General features: G+C 73.2%; 18 protein-coding genes. 17 read left to right on the top strand and 1 reads right to left on the bottom strand.

Translation table 11 applies throughout. The features are described 5' to 3' along the window. Positions 1-65 precede the first annotated feature (65 nt). The 8 genes from BLW14_RS12250 to tsaE all read left to right on the top strand — a co-directional run bounded on the left by BLW14_RS12250 (position 66) and on the right by tsaE (position 9,111). Positions 66-1,562 (top strand): MFS transporter, encoded by a 1,497-nt coding sequence (locus tag BLW14_RS12250; protein ID WP_093707096.1) that lies wholly within the window; start codon positions 66-68, stop codon positions 1,560-1,562. A gap of 174 nt (positions 1,563-1,736) precedes the next feature. Beyond that, positions 1,737-3,584, top strand: coding sequence for a glutamine--fructose-6-phosphate transaminase (isomerizing) (gene glmS, locus BLW14_RS12245; RefSeq protein ID WP_093707094.1), 1,848 nt, complete (start codon positions 1,737-1,739; stop codon positions 3,582-3,584). A 22-nt stretch (positions 3,585-3,606) separates the two neighbouring features. Then, the gene (locus tag BLW14_RS12240) at positions 3,607-3,978 is read left to right on the top strand and encodes a holo-ACP synthase (protein WP_093707092.1); all 372 of its coding nucleotides are present in this window, start codon (positions 3,607-3,609) and stop codon (positions 3,976-3,978) included. 161 nt (positions 3,979-4,139) lie between these two features. Then, entirely contained in the window at positions 4,140-5,606 is a 1,467-nt protein-coding gene (locus BLW14_RS12235) for an NAD(P)H-hydrate dehydratase (protein WP_093707090.1), read from the top strand. 50 nt (positions 5,607-5,656) lie between these two features. Next, entirely contained in the window at positions 5,657-6,043 is a 387-nt protein-coding gene (locus BLW14_RS12230) for a DUF488 domain-containing protein (protein ID WP_093710706.1), read from the top strand. A 52-nt stretch (positions 6,044-6,095) separates the two neighbouring features. After that, the gene (gene alr / locus BLW14_RS12225; protein WP_177153958.1) at positions 6,096-7,262 is read left to right on the top strand and encodes an alanine racemase; all 1,167 of its coding nucleotides are present in this window, start codon (positions 6,096-6,098) and stop codon (positions 7,260-7,262) included. A 90-nt stretch (positions 7,263-7,352) separates the two neighbouring features. After that, entirely contained in the window at positions 7,353-8,591 is a 1,239-nt protein-coding gene (locus BLW14_RS12220) for an alpha/beta fold hydrolase (protein WP_093707086.1), read from the top strand. Next, positions 8,560-9,111 carry a tRNA (adenosine(37)-N6)-threonylcarbamoyltransferase complex ATPase subunit type 1 TsaE gene (gene tsaE, locus BLW14_RS12215; RefSeq protein ID WP_093707084.1) on the top strand — a complete coding sequence of 184 codons (552 nt, stop codon included), beginning with the start codon at positions 8,560-8,562 and terminating at the stop codon, positions 9,109-9,111. The genes BLW14_RS12220 and tsaE overlap by 32 nt, the downstream gene beginning before the upstream one ends. A 360-nt stretch (positions 9,112-9,471) precedes the next feature. Here the strand turns inward: tsaE and BLW14_RS12210 are convergent, their stop codons facing one another. After that, the gene (locus tag BLW14_RS12210) at positions 9,472-10,017 is read right to left on the bottom strand and encodes a hypothetical protein (protein ID WP_093707082.1); all 546 of its coding nucleotides are present in this window, start codon (positions 10,015-10,017) and stop codon (positions 9,472-9,474) included. A gap of 206 nt (positions 10,018-10,223) precedes the next feature. Between BLW14_RS12210 and tsaB the strand changes: the two genes are divergently transcribed. From tsaB to groL, 9 genes are all read left to right on the top strand, one after another. Then, the gene (gene tsaB / locus BLW14_RS12205; RefSeq protein WP_093707080.1) at positions 10,224-10,862 is read left to right on the top strand and encodes a tRNA (adenosine(37)-N6)-threonylcarbamoyltransferase complex dimerization subunit type 1 TsaB; all 639 of its coding nucleotides are present in this window, start codon (positions 10,224-10,226) and stop codon (positions 10,860-10,862) included. Beyond that, complete coding sequence (gene rimI / locus BLW14_RS12200) at positions 10,859-11,362, top strand: ribosomal protein S18-alanine N-acetyltransferase (protein ID WP_018519258.1); 504 nt, start codon at positions 10,859-10,861, stop codon at positions 11,360-11,362. The genes tsaB and rimI overlap by 4 nt, the downstream gene beginning before the upstream one ends. After that, positions 11,362-12,462, top strand: coding sequence for a tRNA (adenosine(37)-N6)-threonylcarbamoyltransferase complex transferase subunit TsaD (gene tsaD, locus BLW14_RS12195; protein WP_093707078.1), 1,101 nt, complete (start codon positions 11,362-11,364; stop codon positions 12,460-12,462). Before rimI ends, tsaD begins: the two co-directional genes overlap by 1 nt. Then, positions 12,459-12,740: a hypothetical protein gene (locus BLW14_RS12190; RefSeq protein WP_093707076.1), complete on the top strand. Its 282-nt coding sequence runs from the start codon at positions 12,459-12,461 to the stop codon at positions 12,738-12,740. Before tsaD ends, BLW14_RS12190 begins: the two co-directional genes overlap by 4 nt. Before the next feature lie 63 nt (positions 12,741-12,803). Then, entirely contained in the window at positions 12,804-13,274 is a 471-nt protein-coding gene (locus BLW14_RS12185) for a VOC family protein (RefSeq protein WP_093707074.1), read from the top strand. 48 nt (positions 13,275-13,322) lie between these two features. Continuing rightward, a complete protein-coding gene (locus BLW14_RS12180) occupies positions 13,323-13,988 on the top strand; it encodes a hypothetical protein (protein ID WP_093707072.1) in 666 nt (221 codons plus the stop codon). A gap of 110 nt (positions 13,989-14,098) precedes the next feature. Then, positions 14,099-15,106: a polysaccharide deacetylase family protein gene (locus tag BLW14_RS12175; RefSeq protein WP_256332750.1), complete on the top strand. Its 1,008-nt coding sequence runs from the start codon at positions 14,099-14,101 to the stop codon at positions 15,104-15,106. Between the two features lie 331 nt (positions 15,107-15,437). Beyond that, on the top strand, positions 15,438-15,746 hold the full coding sequence (gene groES, locus BLW14_RS12170; protein WP_018101172.1) for a co-chaperone GroES: 309 nt from the start codon (positions 15,438-15,440) through the stop codon (positions 15,744-15,746). Between the two features lie 103 nt (positions 15,747-15,849). Then, a complete protein-coding gene (gene groL, locus BLW14_RS12165; protein ID WP_018519251.1) occupies positions 15,850-17,475 on the top strand; it encodes a chaperonin GroEL in 1,626 nt (541 codons plus the stop codon). Positions 17,476-17,482: the final 7 nt, after the last annotated feature.

The raw sequence follows: 17,482 nt of genomic DNA, 5'->3' as shown, positions 1-17,482 counted from the left end.
GTCCGATCGTACGTACGGGGTGGCCGCCGGTCACGCCGAAGCCGTACGGGAGAAGGACCAAGGACATGCGTAAGTGGGGGCCGCTCACCGCGGTCTGTCTGGGGACGTTCATGCTGCTGCTGGACGTCACGATCGTCATCGTGGCACTGCCCGACATGGCGCGGGCGCTCGACGCCTCGCTCTCCGATCTGCAATGGGTCATCGACGGCTACGCCCTCGCGCTCGCCGCCCTGCTGCTCGGCATAGGGGCGGCGGCCGACCGGCTCGGCCGGCGCCGGGTCCACGTCGTCGGCATCGTGCTGTTCGCCGCCGCCTCGCTGGCCTGCGGGCTCGCCTCCTCGCCGGCGCTGCTGGTGGCCGCGCGGGGGGTGCAGGGCGTCGGGGCCGCCGCGATGTTCGCGACGACGCTGCCGCTGCTCGCCTCGGTGTACGGGGGCAAGGACCGGTCCGTCGCGCTCGGGCTGTGGGGCGCGGTGGCCGGGGGCGCCGCCGCGATCGGGCCCGTGGTCGGCGGGCTGCTGACCGAGGGGCCCGGCTGGCGGTGGATCTTCTTCGTGAACCTCCCGGTCAGCGTGGCCGCCATCTGGCTGACCGGCAGGACCGTGCCCGAGTCGCACGGGGCGCGGGACCGGCGCACCGACTGGGCGGGGACCGCCGCGTTCGCGGTGTTCGCGGGGGCGGCGACGTACGCCGTCGTCCGGGCGGGCAGTGCCGGCTGGGCCTCCGGGCAGACGCTCGCCACGTTCGGGATCGCCGCGCTCGCCCTCGTCTGCTTCGTCGTCGTGGAACTGCGCGTGGCGCACCCCCTGCTGGACCTGTCGCTGTTCCGCACCTCCGCGTTCACCGGGGTGATGGCCGGGTCGCTCGCGTTCAACCTGGCGGCCTTCGGCGTGCTGCCGTACACCTCGATCTGGCTGCAGACGGTCCTCGGACTCAGCCCCGTCCAGGGCGGCCTGGCGGTGCTGCCGCTGGCCGCGACCTCGTTCGTGGTGGCCGCCGTCGGCGGCCGGCTGCTGCACGGGGCGCCGCCGCGCCTCACCATCGGCGTCGGGCTCGTCCTCGTCGGCGCGGGCACCCTCGGCCAGGCGGTGCTCGGCGAGGGCTCCTCGTGGCCGGTGCTGATCCCGGGCCTGGCGGTCGCGGGCATCGGTACGGGCCTGGTCTCCCCGGCCATCGCGGGCGCGGCGCTCGCCGCGGTGCCGCCGGAGCGGGCCGGCATGGCGGGCGGCGCGGTCAACACCTTCCGCCAGCTCGGGTACGCCTTCGGGGTCGCCGTGCTCGGGACGGTGCTGACCGCCCGGATGGGGGAGAGCCTGGGCGACGCGAAGTCCCACGCCCTGGCGGGCGGCGGCGCGGCGGGGCTGCGGGCCGCCGGGGTGCCGGAGCAGGCGCTGCGGTCGGCGTTCGCGTCGGGGCTGAACACGGCGGCCGTGGTGGCCGGTGCGGTCGGGATCGTCGCCGGGGTGGCGGTGCTGCTGCTGGTCAAGGGCGGGCGCGGGGCGCCGAAGGCGCCGGAGGCTGTGGAGGGTGGTGCGGTGGCGGAGGCCGTGCGGGCCGGGTGAGGGGGCGCGCCACCTTCGGCGGCGCCTTGTCCTCAATCGCCGGACGGGCTGGAAGTGGCGGCCGGACGGGCTTGAAGTGGCCGGACGGGGCCTACGGGCTCCGTTGCGCTTGAAATAGGGGTCACTTCTGCGACTATGCGAAGAACGCGGGCTGGTGATCAGGAAAGGGCCACTATGTGCGGGATCGTGGGTTACGTCGGTGGGCAGTCGGCGCAGGACGTCGTCGTCGCGGGCCTCAAGCGGCTGGAGTACCGGGGGTACGACTCCGCCGGGATCGCCGTCCTCGCCGACGGCGGGCTCGCCGCCGCCAAGAAGGCCGGGAAGCTCGTCAACCTGGAGAAGGCGCTGAGCGAGCAGCCGCTGCCCGCCGGCACCGCCGGGATCGGGCACACCCGCTGGGCCACCCACGGCGGACCCACCGACGTCAACGCCCACCCGCACCTCGACAACGCCGGCCGCGTCGCCGTCGTCCACAACGGGATCATCGAGAACTTCGCGGCCCTGCGCGCCGAGCTGGGCGAGCGCGGCCACGACCTGCTCTCCGAGACCGACACCGAGACCGTCGCCCACCTCCTCGCCGAGGCGTACAGCCAGAGCGGGGAGCCGGCCGAGGCCATGCGCCAGGTGTGCCGCCGCCTCGAAGGGGCGTTCACGCTCGTCGCGGTCTTCGCGGACGCCCCGGACGTGGTGGTCGGGGCCCGGCGCAACTCGCCGCTCGTCGTCGGGGTGGGGGAGGACGAGTCCTTCCTCGCCTCCGACGTCGCCGCGTTCATCGAGCACACCCGGGACGCGATCGAGCTCGGCCAGGACCAAGTGGTGGAGCTGCGCCGGGACGGCGTCCTGGTCACCGGGTTCGACGGCGAGCCCGCCGAGGTGCGCGAGTACCACGTGGACTGGGACGCGTCGGCCGCCGAGAAGTGCGGCTACGCCTCCTTCATGCTCAAGGAGATCGCCGAGCAGCCGAAGGCCGTCACCGACACCCTCCTCGGCCGCATCGACCCGGAGGGCACCCTCCACCTCGACGAGGTCCGCATCACGCGCGGCGAGCTGCGCGAGGTCGACAAGGTGGTGATCGTCGCCTGCGGCACCGCGTTCCACGCCGGGATGATCGCCAAGTACGCCATCGAGCACTGGACCCGTATCCCCTGCGAGACCGAACTGGCCAGCGAGTTCCGCTACCGCGACCCGATCCTGGACCCGCACACGCTGGTCGTCGCCATCTCCCAGTCCGGGGAGACCATGGACACCCTGATGGCGCTGCGGCACGCCCGCGAACAGGGCGCGAAGGTGCTCGCCATCTGCAACACCAACGGCTCCACCATCCCGCGCGAGTCCGACGCCGTGCTCTACACGCACGCCGGGCCCGAGGTCGCCGTCGCCTCCACCAAGGCGTTCCTCACCCAGCTCGTCGCCTGCTACCTCGTCGCCCTCTACCTGGGCCAGGTGCGCGGCACCAAGTGGGGCGACGAGATCCGGACCGTCATCCGGCAGCTCTCCGAGATCTCCGGCTCCGTCGACCGGGTCCTGGAGACCATGGAACCCGTCCGGGAGCTGGCCCGTTCGCTGGCCTCCCACGACACCGTGCTCTTCCTCGGCCGGCACGTCGGCTACCCGGTCGCCCTGGAGGGCGCGCTGAAGCTCAAGGAACTCGCGTACATGCACGCCGAGGGGTTCGCCGCCGGTGAGCTGAAGCACGGGCCGATCGCGCTCATCGAGGACGGGCTGCCCGTCGTCGTCGTGGTGCCGTCCCCGGCCGGGCGCTCCGTGCTGCACGGCAAGATCGTGTCGAACATCCAGGAGATCCGGGCCCGCGGCGCCCGTACCGTCGTCATCGCCGAGGAGGGCGACGACGAGGTCGTCCCGTACGCCGACCACCTCATCCGCATCCCCGCAACGCCTACGCTGCTTCAGCCGCTGGTCGCCACCGTGCCGTTGCAGGTCTTCGCCTGCGAACTCGCGACGGCCCGCGGCAACGAGGTGGACCAGCCGCGCAACCTGGCGAAGTCCGTCACCGTGGAGTGAGCCGAGCAGTGAGGGTGGGAACGTGATCATCGGGGTCGGGATCGACGTGGCGGAGATCGAGCGGTTCGACGCGGCGCTGGAGCGTACGCCGCAGCTCGCTTCGCGGCTGTTCGTGGAGGCGGAGCTGCTGCTGCCGAGCGGTGAGCGGCGCGGGATCGCCTCGCTGGCCGCCCGGTTCGCCGCGAAGGAGGCCCTGGCCAAGGCGCTCGGCGCGCCCGGGGGGCTGCTGTGGACGGACGCCGAGGTGTACGTGGAGGAGAGCGGGCAGCCGCGGTTGCGGGTGCGCGGCACGGTGGCGGCTCGCGCCGCCGCGTTGGGGGTGCGGAGCTGGCATGTGTCACTCAGCCACGATGCGGGGGTCGCTTCCGCTGTGGTGATCGCGGAGGGGGCCTAGCCGGTCCGGGGTGCGGTGCTCCGGTGGCCTCGGGGGGTCCGGCGGGCCGGTTCCGTCCTCAATCGCCGGACGGGCTCGATGTGGCTGAGGTCTGCAATCGCCGGACGGGCTCGATGTGGCCGAGGTCTGCGCGCGCTTCTGAACATGCGTACGTTGAAGGCATGCGTACCGCCTACAGCGTTGACACCGTACGGGCCGCCGAGCAGGCCCTCATGGCGCGGCTTCCCGAAGGGGCGTTGATGCAGCGTGCCGCCGCCGGGCTCGCCGCCGCCTGTGCCGATCTGCTGCGACGGGCCGGCCGGGTCTACGGCTCCCGCGTCGTCCTCCTCGTCGGCACCGGCGCCAACGGCGGCGACGCCCTGTACGCCGGAGCCCGGCTGGCCCGGCGCGGCGCGGGCGTGGTCGCCGTACGGGTCACCCCCGGCAGGTCCCACGAGGGCGGCACAGCGGCCCTGACCGCCGCCGGTGGACACGTCGTCGACGGTGAGGAGAGCACCGCCCACGAGGACTGGGCCGGGCGTATCGACCTCGTCGTGGACGCCATCACCGGCATCGGCGGACGCGGCGGACTGCGGCCCGAGGCGGCCGAGCTGGTCCGGCGGTACACCGCGCACGGCGCGCCCGTCGTCGCCGTCGACCTGCCCAGCGGGGTCGAGGCGGACACCGGCGAGGTGACCGGGGACGCGGTGCGCGCGGACGCCACCGTCACCTTCGGGGCCTACAAGCCCGCGCTGCTCGTCGACCCGGCCGCCGAACGGGCCGGGGCGCTGCGCCTCGTCGACATCGGGCTCGATGCCGAACTCCCGGCCGTGCCGGACCTGGAAGCGCTCCAGTACGCGGACGTCGCCGCGCTGCTGCCCGTACCGGCCGCCGAGAGCGACAAGTACCGGCGCGGTGTCGTCGGCATCGCCGCCGGATCGACGCGCTACCCGGGCGCCGCCGTGCTCGCCGTCTCCGGGGCACTGCGCGGCGGGGCGGGGGCCGTGCGCTACGCGGGCCCCGGCGGCGAGGCGGTCATCGCCCGGCACCCGGAGACCCTGGTCCACGCCGGCCGCCCCTCCGGGGCCGGGCGGGTGCAGGCGTGGGTCGTCGGACCCGGGCTCGGCGACGGCACCGAAGCGGTGGACGCCGTCTCCGACGTGCTGGCCGCCGAGGTGCCGGTGCTCGTGGACGCGGACGGGCTGCGGCTGCTGGACGTGGACGTGGTCCGGGCCCGTACCGCGCCCACCGTCCTCACCCCGCACGCCGGGGAGGCCGCCGCGCTGCTCGGCGTGGCGCGCGAGGAGGTCGAGGCGGGGCGGCTCGCCGCCGTACGGGAACTCGCACGGCGGTTCGGTGCCACGGTCCTGCTCAAGGGCTCGACGACCCTGATCGCCACCGATACCCCGCGCACCCCGGTCCGGGTCAACCCGACCGGGACCTCCTGGCTGGCCACCGCCGGCAGCGGCGACGTCCTCTCCGGTCTCACCGGCTCCCTGCTCGCCGCCGGACTCGCCCCGCTCGACGCCGCGTCCGCCGGGGCGTATCTGCACGGGCTCGCCGCCCGGCGCGCGGCGGACGGCTCCCCGCTCGCCGCGCTGGACGTCGCCGAGGCGATCCCCGGGGCGTGGCGGGACGTCCGGGCCTGAGCGAAGCTGAGGAGAACGTCCGCGAAGGAGCCGAGGAGAGGTGGCCGGCCGTGAGCAGCAGCGGTGACGTCCGCGTACGCCGGGTCTACGACGGGGTGGAGGGGGGCGACGGCACCCGCGTCCTCGTCGACCGGCTCTGGCCGCGCGGGGTGTCCAAGGAGAAGGCCGCGATCGACCGCTGGCTCAAGGACCTCACCCCCTCCGACGAGCTGCGCTCCTGGTACCACGAGGACCGCTCGGCCACCCGCTACGACGCCTTCGTGGAGCGCTACCGCGCCGAACTGGCCGGACCGGCGGAGACGGCGGCCGTCGACGAGCTGGTGGGGCTGGTCCGCGACGGCGGCCCGGTCACGCTCGTCACCGCCGTCAAGGACGTCGAGCACAGCCACGTACCGGTCCTCGCCGACCACCTGGAGCACGAGCTGCGCCACCGCTGACGCGCCCCGCCGGACCGGCCCGCGCGGACGGCTCTGAGAGACTGGGCGCGATATGAACGAGACAGCGTCCTTGCGAGCCCGTGCCGAGATCGACCTCGCCGCACTCCGCGCCAACGTGCGCGTCCTGCGTGCCCGGGCGGCCGGGGCGCAACTGATGGCCGTGGTCAAGGCCGACGCCTACGGGCACGGCGCGGTCCCCTGCGCGCGCGCCGCCCGGGAGGCGGGCGCCGCCTGGCTGGGCACCGCGACCCCCCAGGAGGCCCTGGCCCTGCGCGCGGCCGGGCTCGACGGCCGGATGCTGTGCTGGCTCTGGACGCCGGGCGGGCCCTGGCGCGAGGCGATCGAGGCCGACATCGACGTGTCGGTCAGCGGCATGTGGGCGCTGCGCGAGGTCACCGGGGCTGCCGAGGCGGCCGGCCGGACCGCCCGGATCCACCTCAAGGCCGACACCGGACTCGGCCGGGCCGGCTGCCAGCCCGCCGACTGGCCCGAACTGGTCGCCGCCGCCCGCACCGCCGAGCGCGCCGGCGCCGTCCGCGTCACCGGCCTGTGGTCCCACTTCGCCTGCGCCGACGAGCCGGGCCACCCCTCGATCACCGCCCAGCTGGAGACCTTCCGCGACATGGTGGCGTACGCGGAGAAGGCCGGTGTCGAGCCCGAGGTGCGGCACATCGCCAACTCCCCGGCGACCCTGACCGTCCCCGAGTCCCACTTCGACCTCGTACGCACGGGGATCGCCATGTACGGGATCTCGCCCAGCCCGGAGCTGGGCACGTCCGCCGACTTCGGGCTGCGGCCCGTGATGACGCTCGCCGCGTCCGTCGCCCTGGTCAAGCGGGTCCCGGCCGGGCACGGCATCAGCTACGGCCACCACTACACGACGCCCCGCGGGACCACCCTCGGCCTGGTGCCCCTCGGGTACGCCGACGGCATCCCGCGCCACGCGTCCGGCCGGGGCCCCGTCCTCGTCGGCGGGGTGCGCCGGACGATCGCGGGCCGGGTCGCCATGGACCAGTTCGTCGTCGACCTCGACGGCGACGAGCCGGCGGCGGGCAGCGAGGCGGTGCTCTTCGGCCCCGGCGACCGGGGCGAGCCGAGCGCCGAGGACTGGGCGGAGGCCGCCGGCACGATCGCGTACGAGATCGTCACCCGGATCGGCGGCCGGGTGCCACGCGTCCACCTGGGCGCGACGGCCGACGGGTCCCCGGCCGGGCCCTGACCGGGCAAGCGCCCCTGACCAGGCACGATCTGAAGGCGGCCCCGGCTCGGGCCGGGACCGACCGACACGACTCACGAGGAGCGCGGCACGGTGAGCGACATCAGCACGGGGGACGTGGTGGCGACGGCGGCCGCCTCGGGAGCCGGCTGGCGCCGGGCGGGCATCGCCGGCGCCGCCATAGGCGTGATCGCCGCGGGAGCGGCGGCCGGGGTCGCCGTGGAGCGGCTGACGGTCGGCCGGGGCATGCGCAAGCGCGCCCGGCTCGCCCTGGACGCCACCGGCCCGTACGGCTCGCTGCGCGGGACGCCCGGCCGGGCCACCGCCGACGACGGCACCGAGCTGTACTACGAGGTCGACGAGGTCGATCCCCCCGACGACGCCGCCCCCTCGGGCTCCCGCAGGCGGCGGCTCTTCGGGCGCAAGGCCCCCGCCCCCGTCACCGTCGTCTTCAGTCACGGCTACTGCCTCGGCCAGGACTCCTGGCACTTCCAGCGCGCCGCGCTGCGCGGGATCGTCCGCACCGTCCACTGGGACCAGCGCAGCCACGGCCGCTCCGAGCGGGGCCGCGCCCAGGCCCGCGCCGGGGGAGGGGTGCCCGTCGGCATCGACCAGCTCGGCCGCGACCTCAAGGCCGTCATCGACGCCGCCGCCCCCGAGGGCCCGCTCGTGCTCGTCGGCCACTCGATGGGCGGCATGACGATCATGGCGCTGGCCGATCAGTACCCGGAGCTGATCCGCGACCGGGTCGCCGCAGTCGCCTTCGTCGGCACGTCGAGCGGCCGGCTGAACGAGGTCAGCTTCGGGCTGCCCGTCATGGGCGTCAACGCGGTGCGGCGGGTCCTGCCCGGCGTGCTGCGGGCGCTCGGCTCGCAGGCGGAGCTGGTGGAGCGGGGGCGGCGGGCGACCGCGGACCTGTTCGCCGGGCTGATCAAGCGTTACTCGTTCGGCTCGCGGGACGTGGACCCGGCCGTCGCACGGTTCGCGGAACGCCTCATCGAGTCCACCCCGATCGACGTGGTCGCGGAGTTCTACCCGGCCTTCGCGGAGCACGACAAGAGCGCGACCCTGTCCCTCTTCCGCGATCTCCCCGTCCTCATCCTGGCCGGCGACAAGGACCTGGTGACGCCCAGCTCGCACAGTGAGGCCATCGCGGACCGGCTGCCGGACGCGGAACTCGTCATCGTCCCGGACGCCGGGCACCTGGTGATGCTGGAGCACCCCGAGACGGTGACCGACCGGCTCGCGGACCTGCTGGTGCGCGCCGGAGCCGTACCGGAGTCCTCTAACGTTGGCGGGCATGGAACCGCAGAACAGCCCGGCGGCCGCTGAGGCCACCGCGTACGAGAACGTCCCCGGCGCCGTCACCGTCAAGCTGGCCGTCGACTCCCCCGAACAAATGCGGGCCCTGGGCCGCCGGCTCGCCTCCGCGCTGCGCCCCGGCGACCTCGTCATGCTCACCGGCGAGCTGGGCGCCGGCAAGACGACCCTGACCCGGGGGCTCGGCGAGGGCCTGGGCGTGCGCGGCGCGGTGACATCCCCCACCTTCGTGATCGCCCGCGTCCACCCCCCGCTCTCCGGGGGCCCCGCGCTGGTCCACGTCGACGCCTACCGGCTCGGCGGCGGGCTCGACGAGATGGAGGACCTGGACCTCGACGTCTCGCTGCCGGAGTCCGTGGTGGTCGTCGAGTGGGGCGACGGCAAGGTCGAGGAGCTGTCGGACGACCGGCTCCAGGTGTTCATCGACCGTGCGGTGGGGGACACGGACGACGAGCGGCGCACGGTGACGCTGGTGGGCGTGGGGACGCGCTGGGCGGGGCTGCGGAACGAGTCCTGGGCGCCCTGGGGCTGAGTTCTTCCGAGATTCCGACGTGCTGTCGGCAAAATGTTGCGCGGGGCGGGGCAGGCGTGGTGACATGGAGGACGAGAGCGGGTTAGGTCTACCTAACCATGCCTTCCACCGGAGCCCAGGAGGCGTCCATGCCGACACCCGAGCGCGAACCGCGTCCGCCGCGGCCGACGGTATCGATGACCGCCCTACTGGCCGCGAACGCGGCGGCGAGCGCGGTGTCGACACCGCCGGCCCCGCAGACGCCGAAGAAGAAGCCCGCAGCAAGAGCCGGACGGGCGGCAACATCCAGCCCGTCCGGCGATTGAGGACATCTGTGACGCGGGCCGGACGACGGCCCGCACGGAGAAAGCCAGCCCCCGGCTACGGGACGACGACCACCTTCACGCTCACCGTGGCGAACCGCCACACCGCATCTCCGTCGGCCCGGGACATCCGCACGCCCCCCGCCTTCACCGCCGGGTCCGGCTCCTCCATGGACCCGTCCTGCGCGGCGCTGAAGCCGATCGTCACGTCGTTCACCGTGGCGAACCGCACGACGTGCTCGATCGGCACCCCGTCCGACCCCTTCACGCTGCCCGACCGCGAGGTCACCGCGTAGCTGCCCGGCACGGCGCTCACCGAACTCGGCATCACCTTGAACGTCCGGGACGCCTTGCCCTTCGCGTCCACCAGCCACACCCGCCGGTCCTTCAGCGCGTACACGACCCGCATCCCGCTGCCGGACCCGGCGGGAACGGCCAGCGGGTCCTTCTTCGGCTTGGCCTCGCCGTGCCCGCCGGCCGGAGCCGGCGCCGACGCGCTGCTGGACGCCTTAGGCTTCGCCGCCAGGTCGTCCGGCACGTTGGCGGAGGCCTGGTAGGCCAGGAAAGCGACCCCCGCGACGGCCGCCGCGGTGAGCGCGGCCACGATTCCCGAGCTGCCCCTTGCCACCGTGCGTGCCTCTTTCGCTGTCGTGTGCCGTAAGGCGCGAACTGTAAGTCGTACAAGCGTTTACACGTACTCCGCTTATACCCGGTGACGGTAGCAGCCGGGACCGCCCGTACCGGGATGCCGTACGGGGCGCGGGGCGGGCCGCGCCGGAGCCGTAGGCTGTTTGCGTGCTCTTGCTCGCAATGGATACCGCCACCCCCGCCGTCACCGTCGCCCTGCACGACGGGACCCGCGTCGTCGCCGAGTCCGCGCAGGTCGACGCCCGCAGGCACGGGGAGCTGCTGCTGCCCGCCGTCGACCGGGTCCTCGCCGACGCCGGGGTGAAACTCGACGCCGTGACGGACGTCGTCGTGGGCGTCGGCCCCGGCCCGTACACCGGACTGCGCGTCGGCCTGGTGACGGCCGCCACGTTCGGCTCGGCGCTCTCCGTGCCCGTGCACGGGCTGTGCACCCTGGACGGCCTCGCGTACGCCGCCGGGCTGGAAGGCCCCTTCGCCGTCGCCACGGACGCCCGCCGCAAGGAGGTCTACTGGGCGCGGTACCAGGACGCCCGCACCCGGACCGAGGGCCCCTCCGTCGACCGGCCCGCCGACATCGCGGAGCGGCTCGCGGGCCTGCCCGTCGTCGGCGCGGGCGCGGTGCTCTACCCCGAGGCGTTCCCGGACGCGCGCGGTCCCGAGCACCTCGCGGCCGGCGCGCTGGCCGGTCTCGCCGCCGAGCGCCTGGCCGCCGGTGAGGAGCTGCTGCCGCCGCAGCCGCTCTACCTCCGCAGGCCCGACGCGCAGGTCCCGAAGAACTACAAGGTGGTCACCCCGAAGTGACCGTCACGACCGCGGTGCTGCGCGAGATGCGCTGGTGGGACATCGACCCGGTGCTCGCCCTGGAGCACGAGCTGTTTCCGGAGGACGCCTGGTCGGCAGGCATGTTCTGGTCCGAGCTGGCGTACGCGCGCGGCCCGGCGGCCACCCGCCGCTACGTCGTCGCCGAGGAGCGGGGCACCGGCCGGATCGTCGGGTACGCGGGCCTCGCCGCCGCCGGCGACCTCGCCGACGTACAGACCATCGCCGTCGCCCGCGACCACTGGGGCGGCGGGCTCGGCTCCGAGCTGCTGACCGACCTGCTCAAGCACGCCACGGCGTTCGAGTGCGCCGAGGTGCTCCTCGAGGTCCGCGTCGACAACACCCGCGCCCAGAAACTCTACGAGCGCTTCGGCTTCGAACCGATCGGCTTCCGCCGCGGCTACTACCAGCCGGGCAACATCGACGCGCTCGTCATGCGCCTCCACGTACACGAAGACGTACAAGAAAACGAGACTGACTGATGGCTGACGAACCCCTCGTACTCGGTATCGAGACCTCCTGCGACGAGACCGGGGTCGGCATCGTCCGGGGGACGACGCTCCTCGCGGACGCCGTCGCGTCCAGCGTCGACACGCACGCCCGCTTCGGCGGCGTCGTCCCGGAGATCGCCTCCCGCGCCCACCTGGAGGCGATGGTCCCCACCATCGAGCGCGCCCTGAAGGAGGCCGGCGTCAGCGGCCGGGACCTCGACGGCATCGCCGTCACCGCCGGGCCCGGCCTCGCGGGCGCGCTGCTCGTCGGCGTCTCCGCCGCCAAGGCGTACGCGTACGCGCTGAACAAGCCGCTGTACGGGGTCAACCACCTGGCCTCCCACATCTGCGTCGACCAGCTGGAGCACGGGCCGCTGCCCGAGCCGACCATGGCGCTCCTGGTCAGCGGCGGGCATTCCTCGCTGCTCCTCGCGCCCGACATCACCAACGACGTGCGGCCGCTGGGCGCGACCATCGACGACGCGGCCGGTGAGGCGTTCGACAAGATCGCCCGGGTGCTGGACCTCGGCTTCCCCGGCGGCCCGGTCATCGACCGCCTCGCCCGCGAGGGCGACCCGGCGGCCATCGCCTTCCCGCGCGGCCTGACCGGCTCGCGCGACCCCGCGTACGACTTCTCCTTCTCCGGCCTGAAGACGTCCGTCGCCCGCTGGATCGAGGCCAAGCGGGCGGCCGGCGAGGAGGTGCCGGTACGGGACGTGGCCGCGTCCTTCCAGGAGGCCGTCGTCGACGTGCTCACCCGCAAGGCCGTCCGCGCCTGCAAGGACGAGGGCGTCGACCACCTGATGATCGGCGGCGGTGTCGCGGCCAACTCCCGGCTGCGCGCGCTCGCCCGGGAGCGGTGCGAGCGGGCCGGCATCCGGCTGCGCGTGCCCCGCCCCAAGCTGTGCACCGACAACGGCGCGATGGTGGCCGCGCTCGGCGCCGAGATGGTCGCCCGCAACCGGCCCGCCTCCGACCTGGAGCTGTCCGCCGACTCCTCGCTGCCCGTCACCGAGACCCACGTCCCCGGCGCCCACAGCCACGACCACGACCACGTGCACGAGGTCAGCAAGGACAACCTGTACTCATGAGCGCCCCCGTCACCGCCCTGATGTGGGAGGCCCGCGCCTCCGACGGCCGGGGCGGCGAGCTCCTGGAGTGGGCCCGCGCCCGCGCCGCCGAGCTGCCCCGGACCCCGCTCCGCAGCGAGCTGCTGCGGGCCCCGCAGGACCGGGTCCTGGTCATCACCTGGTGGCGGGGCGGGTACGCCGACGAGCTGCCGGAGCTGCCCGATCCGGATGCCGCCCTGGTCACCCGGGCGGTGCACCGCTGGCGCTTCGAATCGCTGGGCGACCCGGCAGGTCGATGAGTTCCGGACGCTTCCGCGGTCTACCCTTCACGGCACTTTGCCCCTGTACGTGAGGAGAGGACCATGCAGAAGGTCACCACGTTCCTGTGGTTCCCGAAGGACCTGATCGAGGAAGCGGCCGACTACTACGTCTCCGTCATCGGCGGCGACTCGCGCGTCCTGGAGACCACCCACTGGACCGCCGCGAGCCCCGGCGAGGCGGGGAAGGCGATGACCGTACGGTTCCAGCTGGACGGCGCGGAGTACGTCGCGTTCGACGGCGGGCCCGAATTCACCTTCAACGAGGCCGCCTCGCTCTCCGTGGAGTGCGACTCGCAGGACGAGGCGGACCGGCTGTGGAACACGCTCACCTCCGACGGCGGCCAGGAGATCCAGTGCGGCTGGCTCAAGGACAAGTACGGCCTCTTCTGGCAGATCGTCCCGCCGGGCCTCGGTGACGCCCTGGGCGACCCCGATCCGGAGAAGGCCGCCCGCGCGATGAAGGCCATGCTCGGCATGAAGCGCCTGGACATCGAGGCCATCCGCAACGCCTGAGCCCCATGCGGCAATTGGGGCATGCGGCGGCTCGATAGGGTCTGCCCCATGCCTCCCCGCTCCGTGCTGCCGCCGCCTCCGCCGCCCCCGGAGATACGTGCCTGGCCCGACCGGGACGCGCTGCTCGCCGACCGGTCGTACCTGCTCGGCGTGCTGGTCGAGGCGCACATCGGCCCGGGGCGGCTCGGGCTGCTGTCGCTGTGGGGTGCGGTCGGCGCGCTCGGCTGGTCGCTGATCGGGACGGCGCTGATCGCCTTCGAGGAGTCGTACGACCCCGTCGGCGCGATCTTCGGCGTGGTGATGCTCGCCCTCGGCGCCGCCGCCCTGATCCCGGCGGCGATCCTCGTCGGCGCCGGGGTGCGCCGGGACGTGGCGGTGCGCCGGCTGCTCACGCAGTGGGGCGAGCTGGACCGCGACCCCGCCCGCGACGCCGGACTCCGGCTGCCGGGCGTGAGCCTGGTGTGGCTGCTGACCTCCTTCGTGCTGGCCGCGCTGGGGCTGTTCGCCTGCGTCGTCGTGCCCGCGGGCGCGGTCCGGGGCGAGGACACGTACGGGCTGGTGGCCCTGATCATGGGGCTCGGGCTGCTGGCCTGGATCGTCGGGCTCATCGGCGTCTTCAAGGCGTTCTGGCACCGGCGCTGGATCGTCCGCACGGTGACCGGGACGGCCGCGCCCGAGCCGCTGCCCGCGTGGGGCGGCGGCGCCCACCGCTGAACCGGGCGGCCCTGTTCGGCCGCCTCCGTGTGAGCCACCCGGGGGACCGCGCGGGGCCTGCGGCGGTGTCGGGGCGGCGGCCCTCCTTCGTGCTGGCAGTATCCGGCGCCATGCAGCCAGTACGACAAAAGGACAAATTGGCCATGAATGGGCGTGAACCGGGTGCGGTGACGGGCGGGCGGCAGCGGGTACGGGCTCGCCTGCGGCGCAGGCCGGGTTACGCGGTCCTCGCGGCGCTCCTGGTCGCCGCCGCCGCTTCCGGCTGTGCGGCCGGGGGCGACGCGGACTCCGCGGCCCGGAGCGCGAAGCTCCAGGCCGGTCAGCCGGGCGCGCAGGCGGAGCCGGCGGCCGGGGCGCTGGGCACCCGCGCGGCGCAGGCGGAGCGGGCGAAGCTGGCGCAGGCCGCCCGCGTGGTCGCCGCCAAGAAGTGGGGCCTGGCGAGCACGCCGCTCGCGGCGCCCGTACCGCCCGCGAAGAAGCCGCACATCACGACCCGCAAGGGCTTCGAGGTCGAGGGCCAGGACGACTCGCTGCCGCCGGTCTTCACCCGGGTCCCCACCACGGACAAGGTCGTCTTCCTGACCATGGACGACGGGGACGACAAGGATCCCGAGCTGCTGAAGATGATGTCGGAGCTGAACATCCCGTACAGCGCCTTCCTCACCGACTACCTGGTGCGCGACGACTACACGTACTTCAAGGACGCCCAGGCCCGCGGGCTCACGCTCAACAACCACACGCTCAACCACCGCTACATGCCGGGCCTGTCCCACGAGGAGCAGAAGCGCGAGATCTGCGACCAGCAGGACATCATGGAGCAGCAGTTCGGCAAGCGGCCCCGGCTCTTCCGGCCGCCGTACGGCAACTACAACACCGACACCCTGAGGATCGCCAAGTCCTGCGGCATCACCGCCGTGCCCCTGTGGGAGGCGGAGGCGTTCCCCGACCACATGGAGTGGCGCGAGGGGGACCGGAAGCTGCACCCCGGCGACATCATCCTCACCCACTTCCGCGGCACGAAGGAGTGGAAGGGCGGCATGCCCGACCTGATCCGGTCCGTCATGAAGGTCGTCACGGACCAGGGCTACTCCGTGGCCCGCCTGGAGGACTACGTGTAGGGAGGGCGGCGCACGCGGGGGCGGCGGCCCCGGGCGGTCCGGTCCTGCGGGGCGTATGCGCATGCCGTCACCCTCCCCCGGAACGGACCGGGCGGCCCCCGCGTTGTCCCTACGGGGCGGAGGTGCCGCGTACGCCACGAGGGGCGGGAATTGGCACTCCGCTTGACCGAGTGCTAATCGCAGTCATAGTGTCAGTGCTGGCACTCCCCACTGGAGAGTGCCAGCAGTACTGTGCGACCGGCAGGTCCGGCACCCGCGACGACGGGCTCACCTGGTCGCCACACCCAAGACTGTTAAACCCCGTGAGATCTCCGAAGGGGGAGACCGGATCGTGTCGACCGCCAGCTCCAAGGTTGCGATCAAGCCGCTCGAGGACCGCATCGTGGTCCAGCCGCTCGACGCCGAGCAGACCACGGCCTCCGGCCTGGTTATTCCGGACACCGCCAAGGAGAAGCCCCAGGAGGGCGTCGTCCTGGCCGTGGGCCCGGGCCGCTTCGAGAACGGCGAGCGCCTGCCGCTCGACGTCAAGACCGGCGATGTCGTGCTGTACAGCAAGTACGGCGGCACCGAGGTGAAGTACAACGGCGAGGAGTACCTCGTCCTCTCGGCTCGCGACGTGCTCGCGATCATCGAGAAGTAATTCACCCACGTTTGCTTCTGTTCTGCGCCCCTGGCCCCCTGCGACATAACTAGCCGGGCGGCAGGGGCGCAGTTCTTGTTTTCGAGAGGAACAGTTCAGCTCCATGGCGAAGATCCTGAAGTTCGACGAGGACGCCCGTCGCGCCCTTGAGCGCGGCGTCAACAAGCTTGCCGACACGGTGAAGGTGACGATCGGCCCCAAGGGCCGCAACGTCGTCATCGACAAGAAGTTCGGTGCCCCCACCATCACCAACGACGGTGTCACCATCGCGCGCGAGGTCGAGCTGGACGACCCGTACGAGAACCTCGGTGCCCAGCTGGTGAAGGAGGTGGCGACCAAGACCAACGACGTGGCCGGTGACGGCACGACCACCGCCACCGTCCTCGCCCAGGCGCTCGTCCGCGAGGGTCTGCGCAACGTCGCCGCCGGCGCCTCCCCGGCCGCCCTGAAGAAGGGCATCGACGCCGCGGTCAAGGCCGTGTCCGATGAGCTTCTGGCGACCGCCCGCCCGATCGACGACAAGTCCGACATCGCCGCCGTCGCCGCGCTCTCCGCGCAGGACGCCCAGGTCGGCGAGCTCATCGCGGACGCGATGGACAAGGTCGGCAAGGACGGTGTCATCACCGTCGAGGAGTCCAACACCTTCGGTCTGGACCTCGACTTCACCGAGGGCATGGCCTTCGACAAGGGCTACCTGTCCCCGTACATGGTGACCGACCAGGAGCGTATGGAGGCCGTCCTCGACGACCCGTACATCCTGATCCACCAGGGCAAGATCGGCTCGATCCAGGAGCTGCTGCCGCTCCTGGAGAAGGTCATCCAGGCCGGTGGCTCCAAGCCGCTGCTGATCATCGCCGAGGACGTCGAGGGCGAGGCCCTGTCGACCCTGGTCGTCAACAAGATCCGCGGTACGTTCAACGCCGTCGCCGTGAAGGCCCCCGGCTTCGGTGACCGCCGCAAGGCCATGCTCGGCGACATCGCCACCCTCACCGGTGCGACCGTCATCGCCGAGGAGGTCGGCCTCAAGCTCGACCAGGCCGGTCTGGACGTGCTGGGCACCGCCCGCCGCGTGACCGTCTCCAAGGACGACACCACCATCGTCGACGGTGGCGGCAAGTCCGACGAGGTCGCCGGCCGCGTCAACCAGATCAAGGCCGAGATCGAGGCCACGGACTCCGACTGGGACCGCGAGAAGCTCCAGGAGCGCCTGGCGAAGCTGGCCGGCGGTGTCTGCGTGATCCGCGTCGGTGCCGCGACCGAGGTCGAGCTCAAGGAGAAGAAGCACCGTCTGGAGGACGCCATCTCCGCGACCCGCGCCGCGGTCGAGGAGGGCATCGTCTCCGGTGGTGGCTCCGCCATCGTCCACGCCGTCAAGGTCCTCGAGGGCAACCTCGGCAAGACCGGCGACGAGGCCACCGGTGTCGCGGTCGTCCGCCGCGCAGCCGTCGAGCCGCTGCGCTGGATCGCCGAGAACGCCGGCCTGGAGGGCTACGTCATCACCTCCAAGGTCTCCGAGCTCGACAAGGGCCAGGGCTTCAACGCCGCGACCGGCGAGTACGGCGACCTGGTGAAGGCCGGCGTCATCGACCCGGTCAAGGTCACCCGCTCCGCGCTGGAGAACGCCGCGTCCATCGCGTCGCTGCTGCTCACGACCGAGACCCTGGTCGTCGAGAAGCCGGCCGAGGAGGAGCCGGAGGCCGCGGGCCACGGCCACGGTCACTCCCACTAGCGTGTAG

It is taken from the genome of Streptomyces sp. 2131.1 (assembly GCF_900105515.1).
Lineage (GTDB): Bacteria > Actinomycetota > Actinomycetes > Streptomycetales > Streptomycetaceae > Streptomyces > Streptomyces drozdowiczii.
Note: the sequence above shows the minus strand (reverse complement) of the source record. Positions and strands in the feature narration are given on the sequence as shown.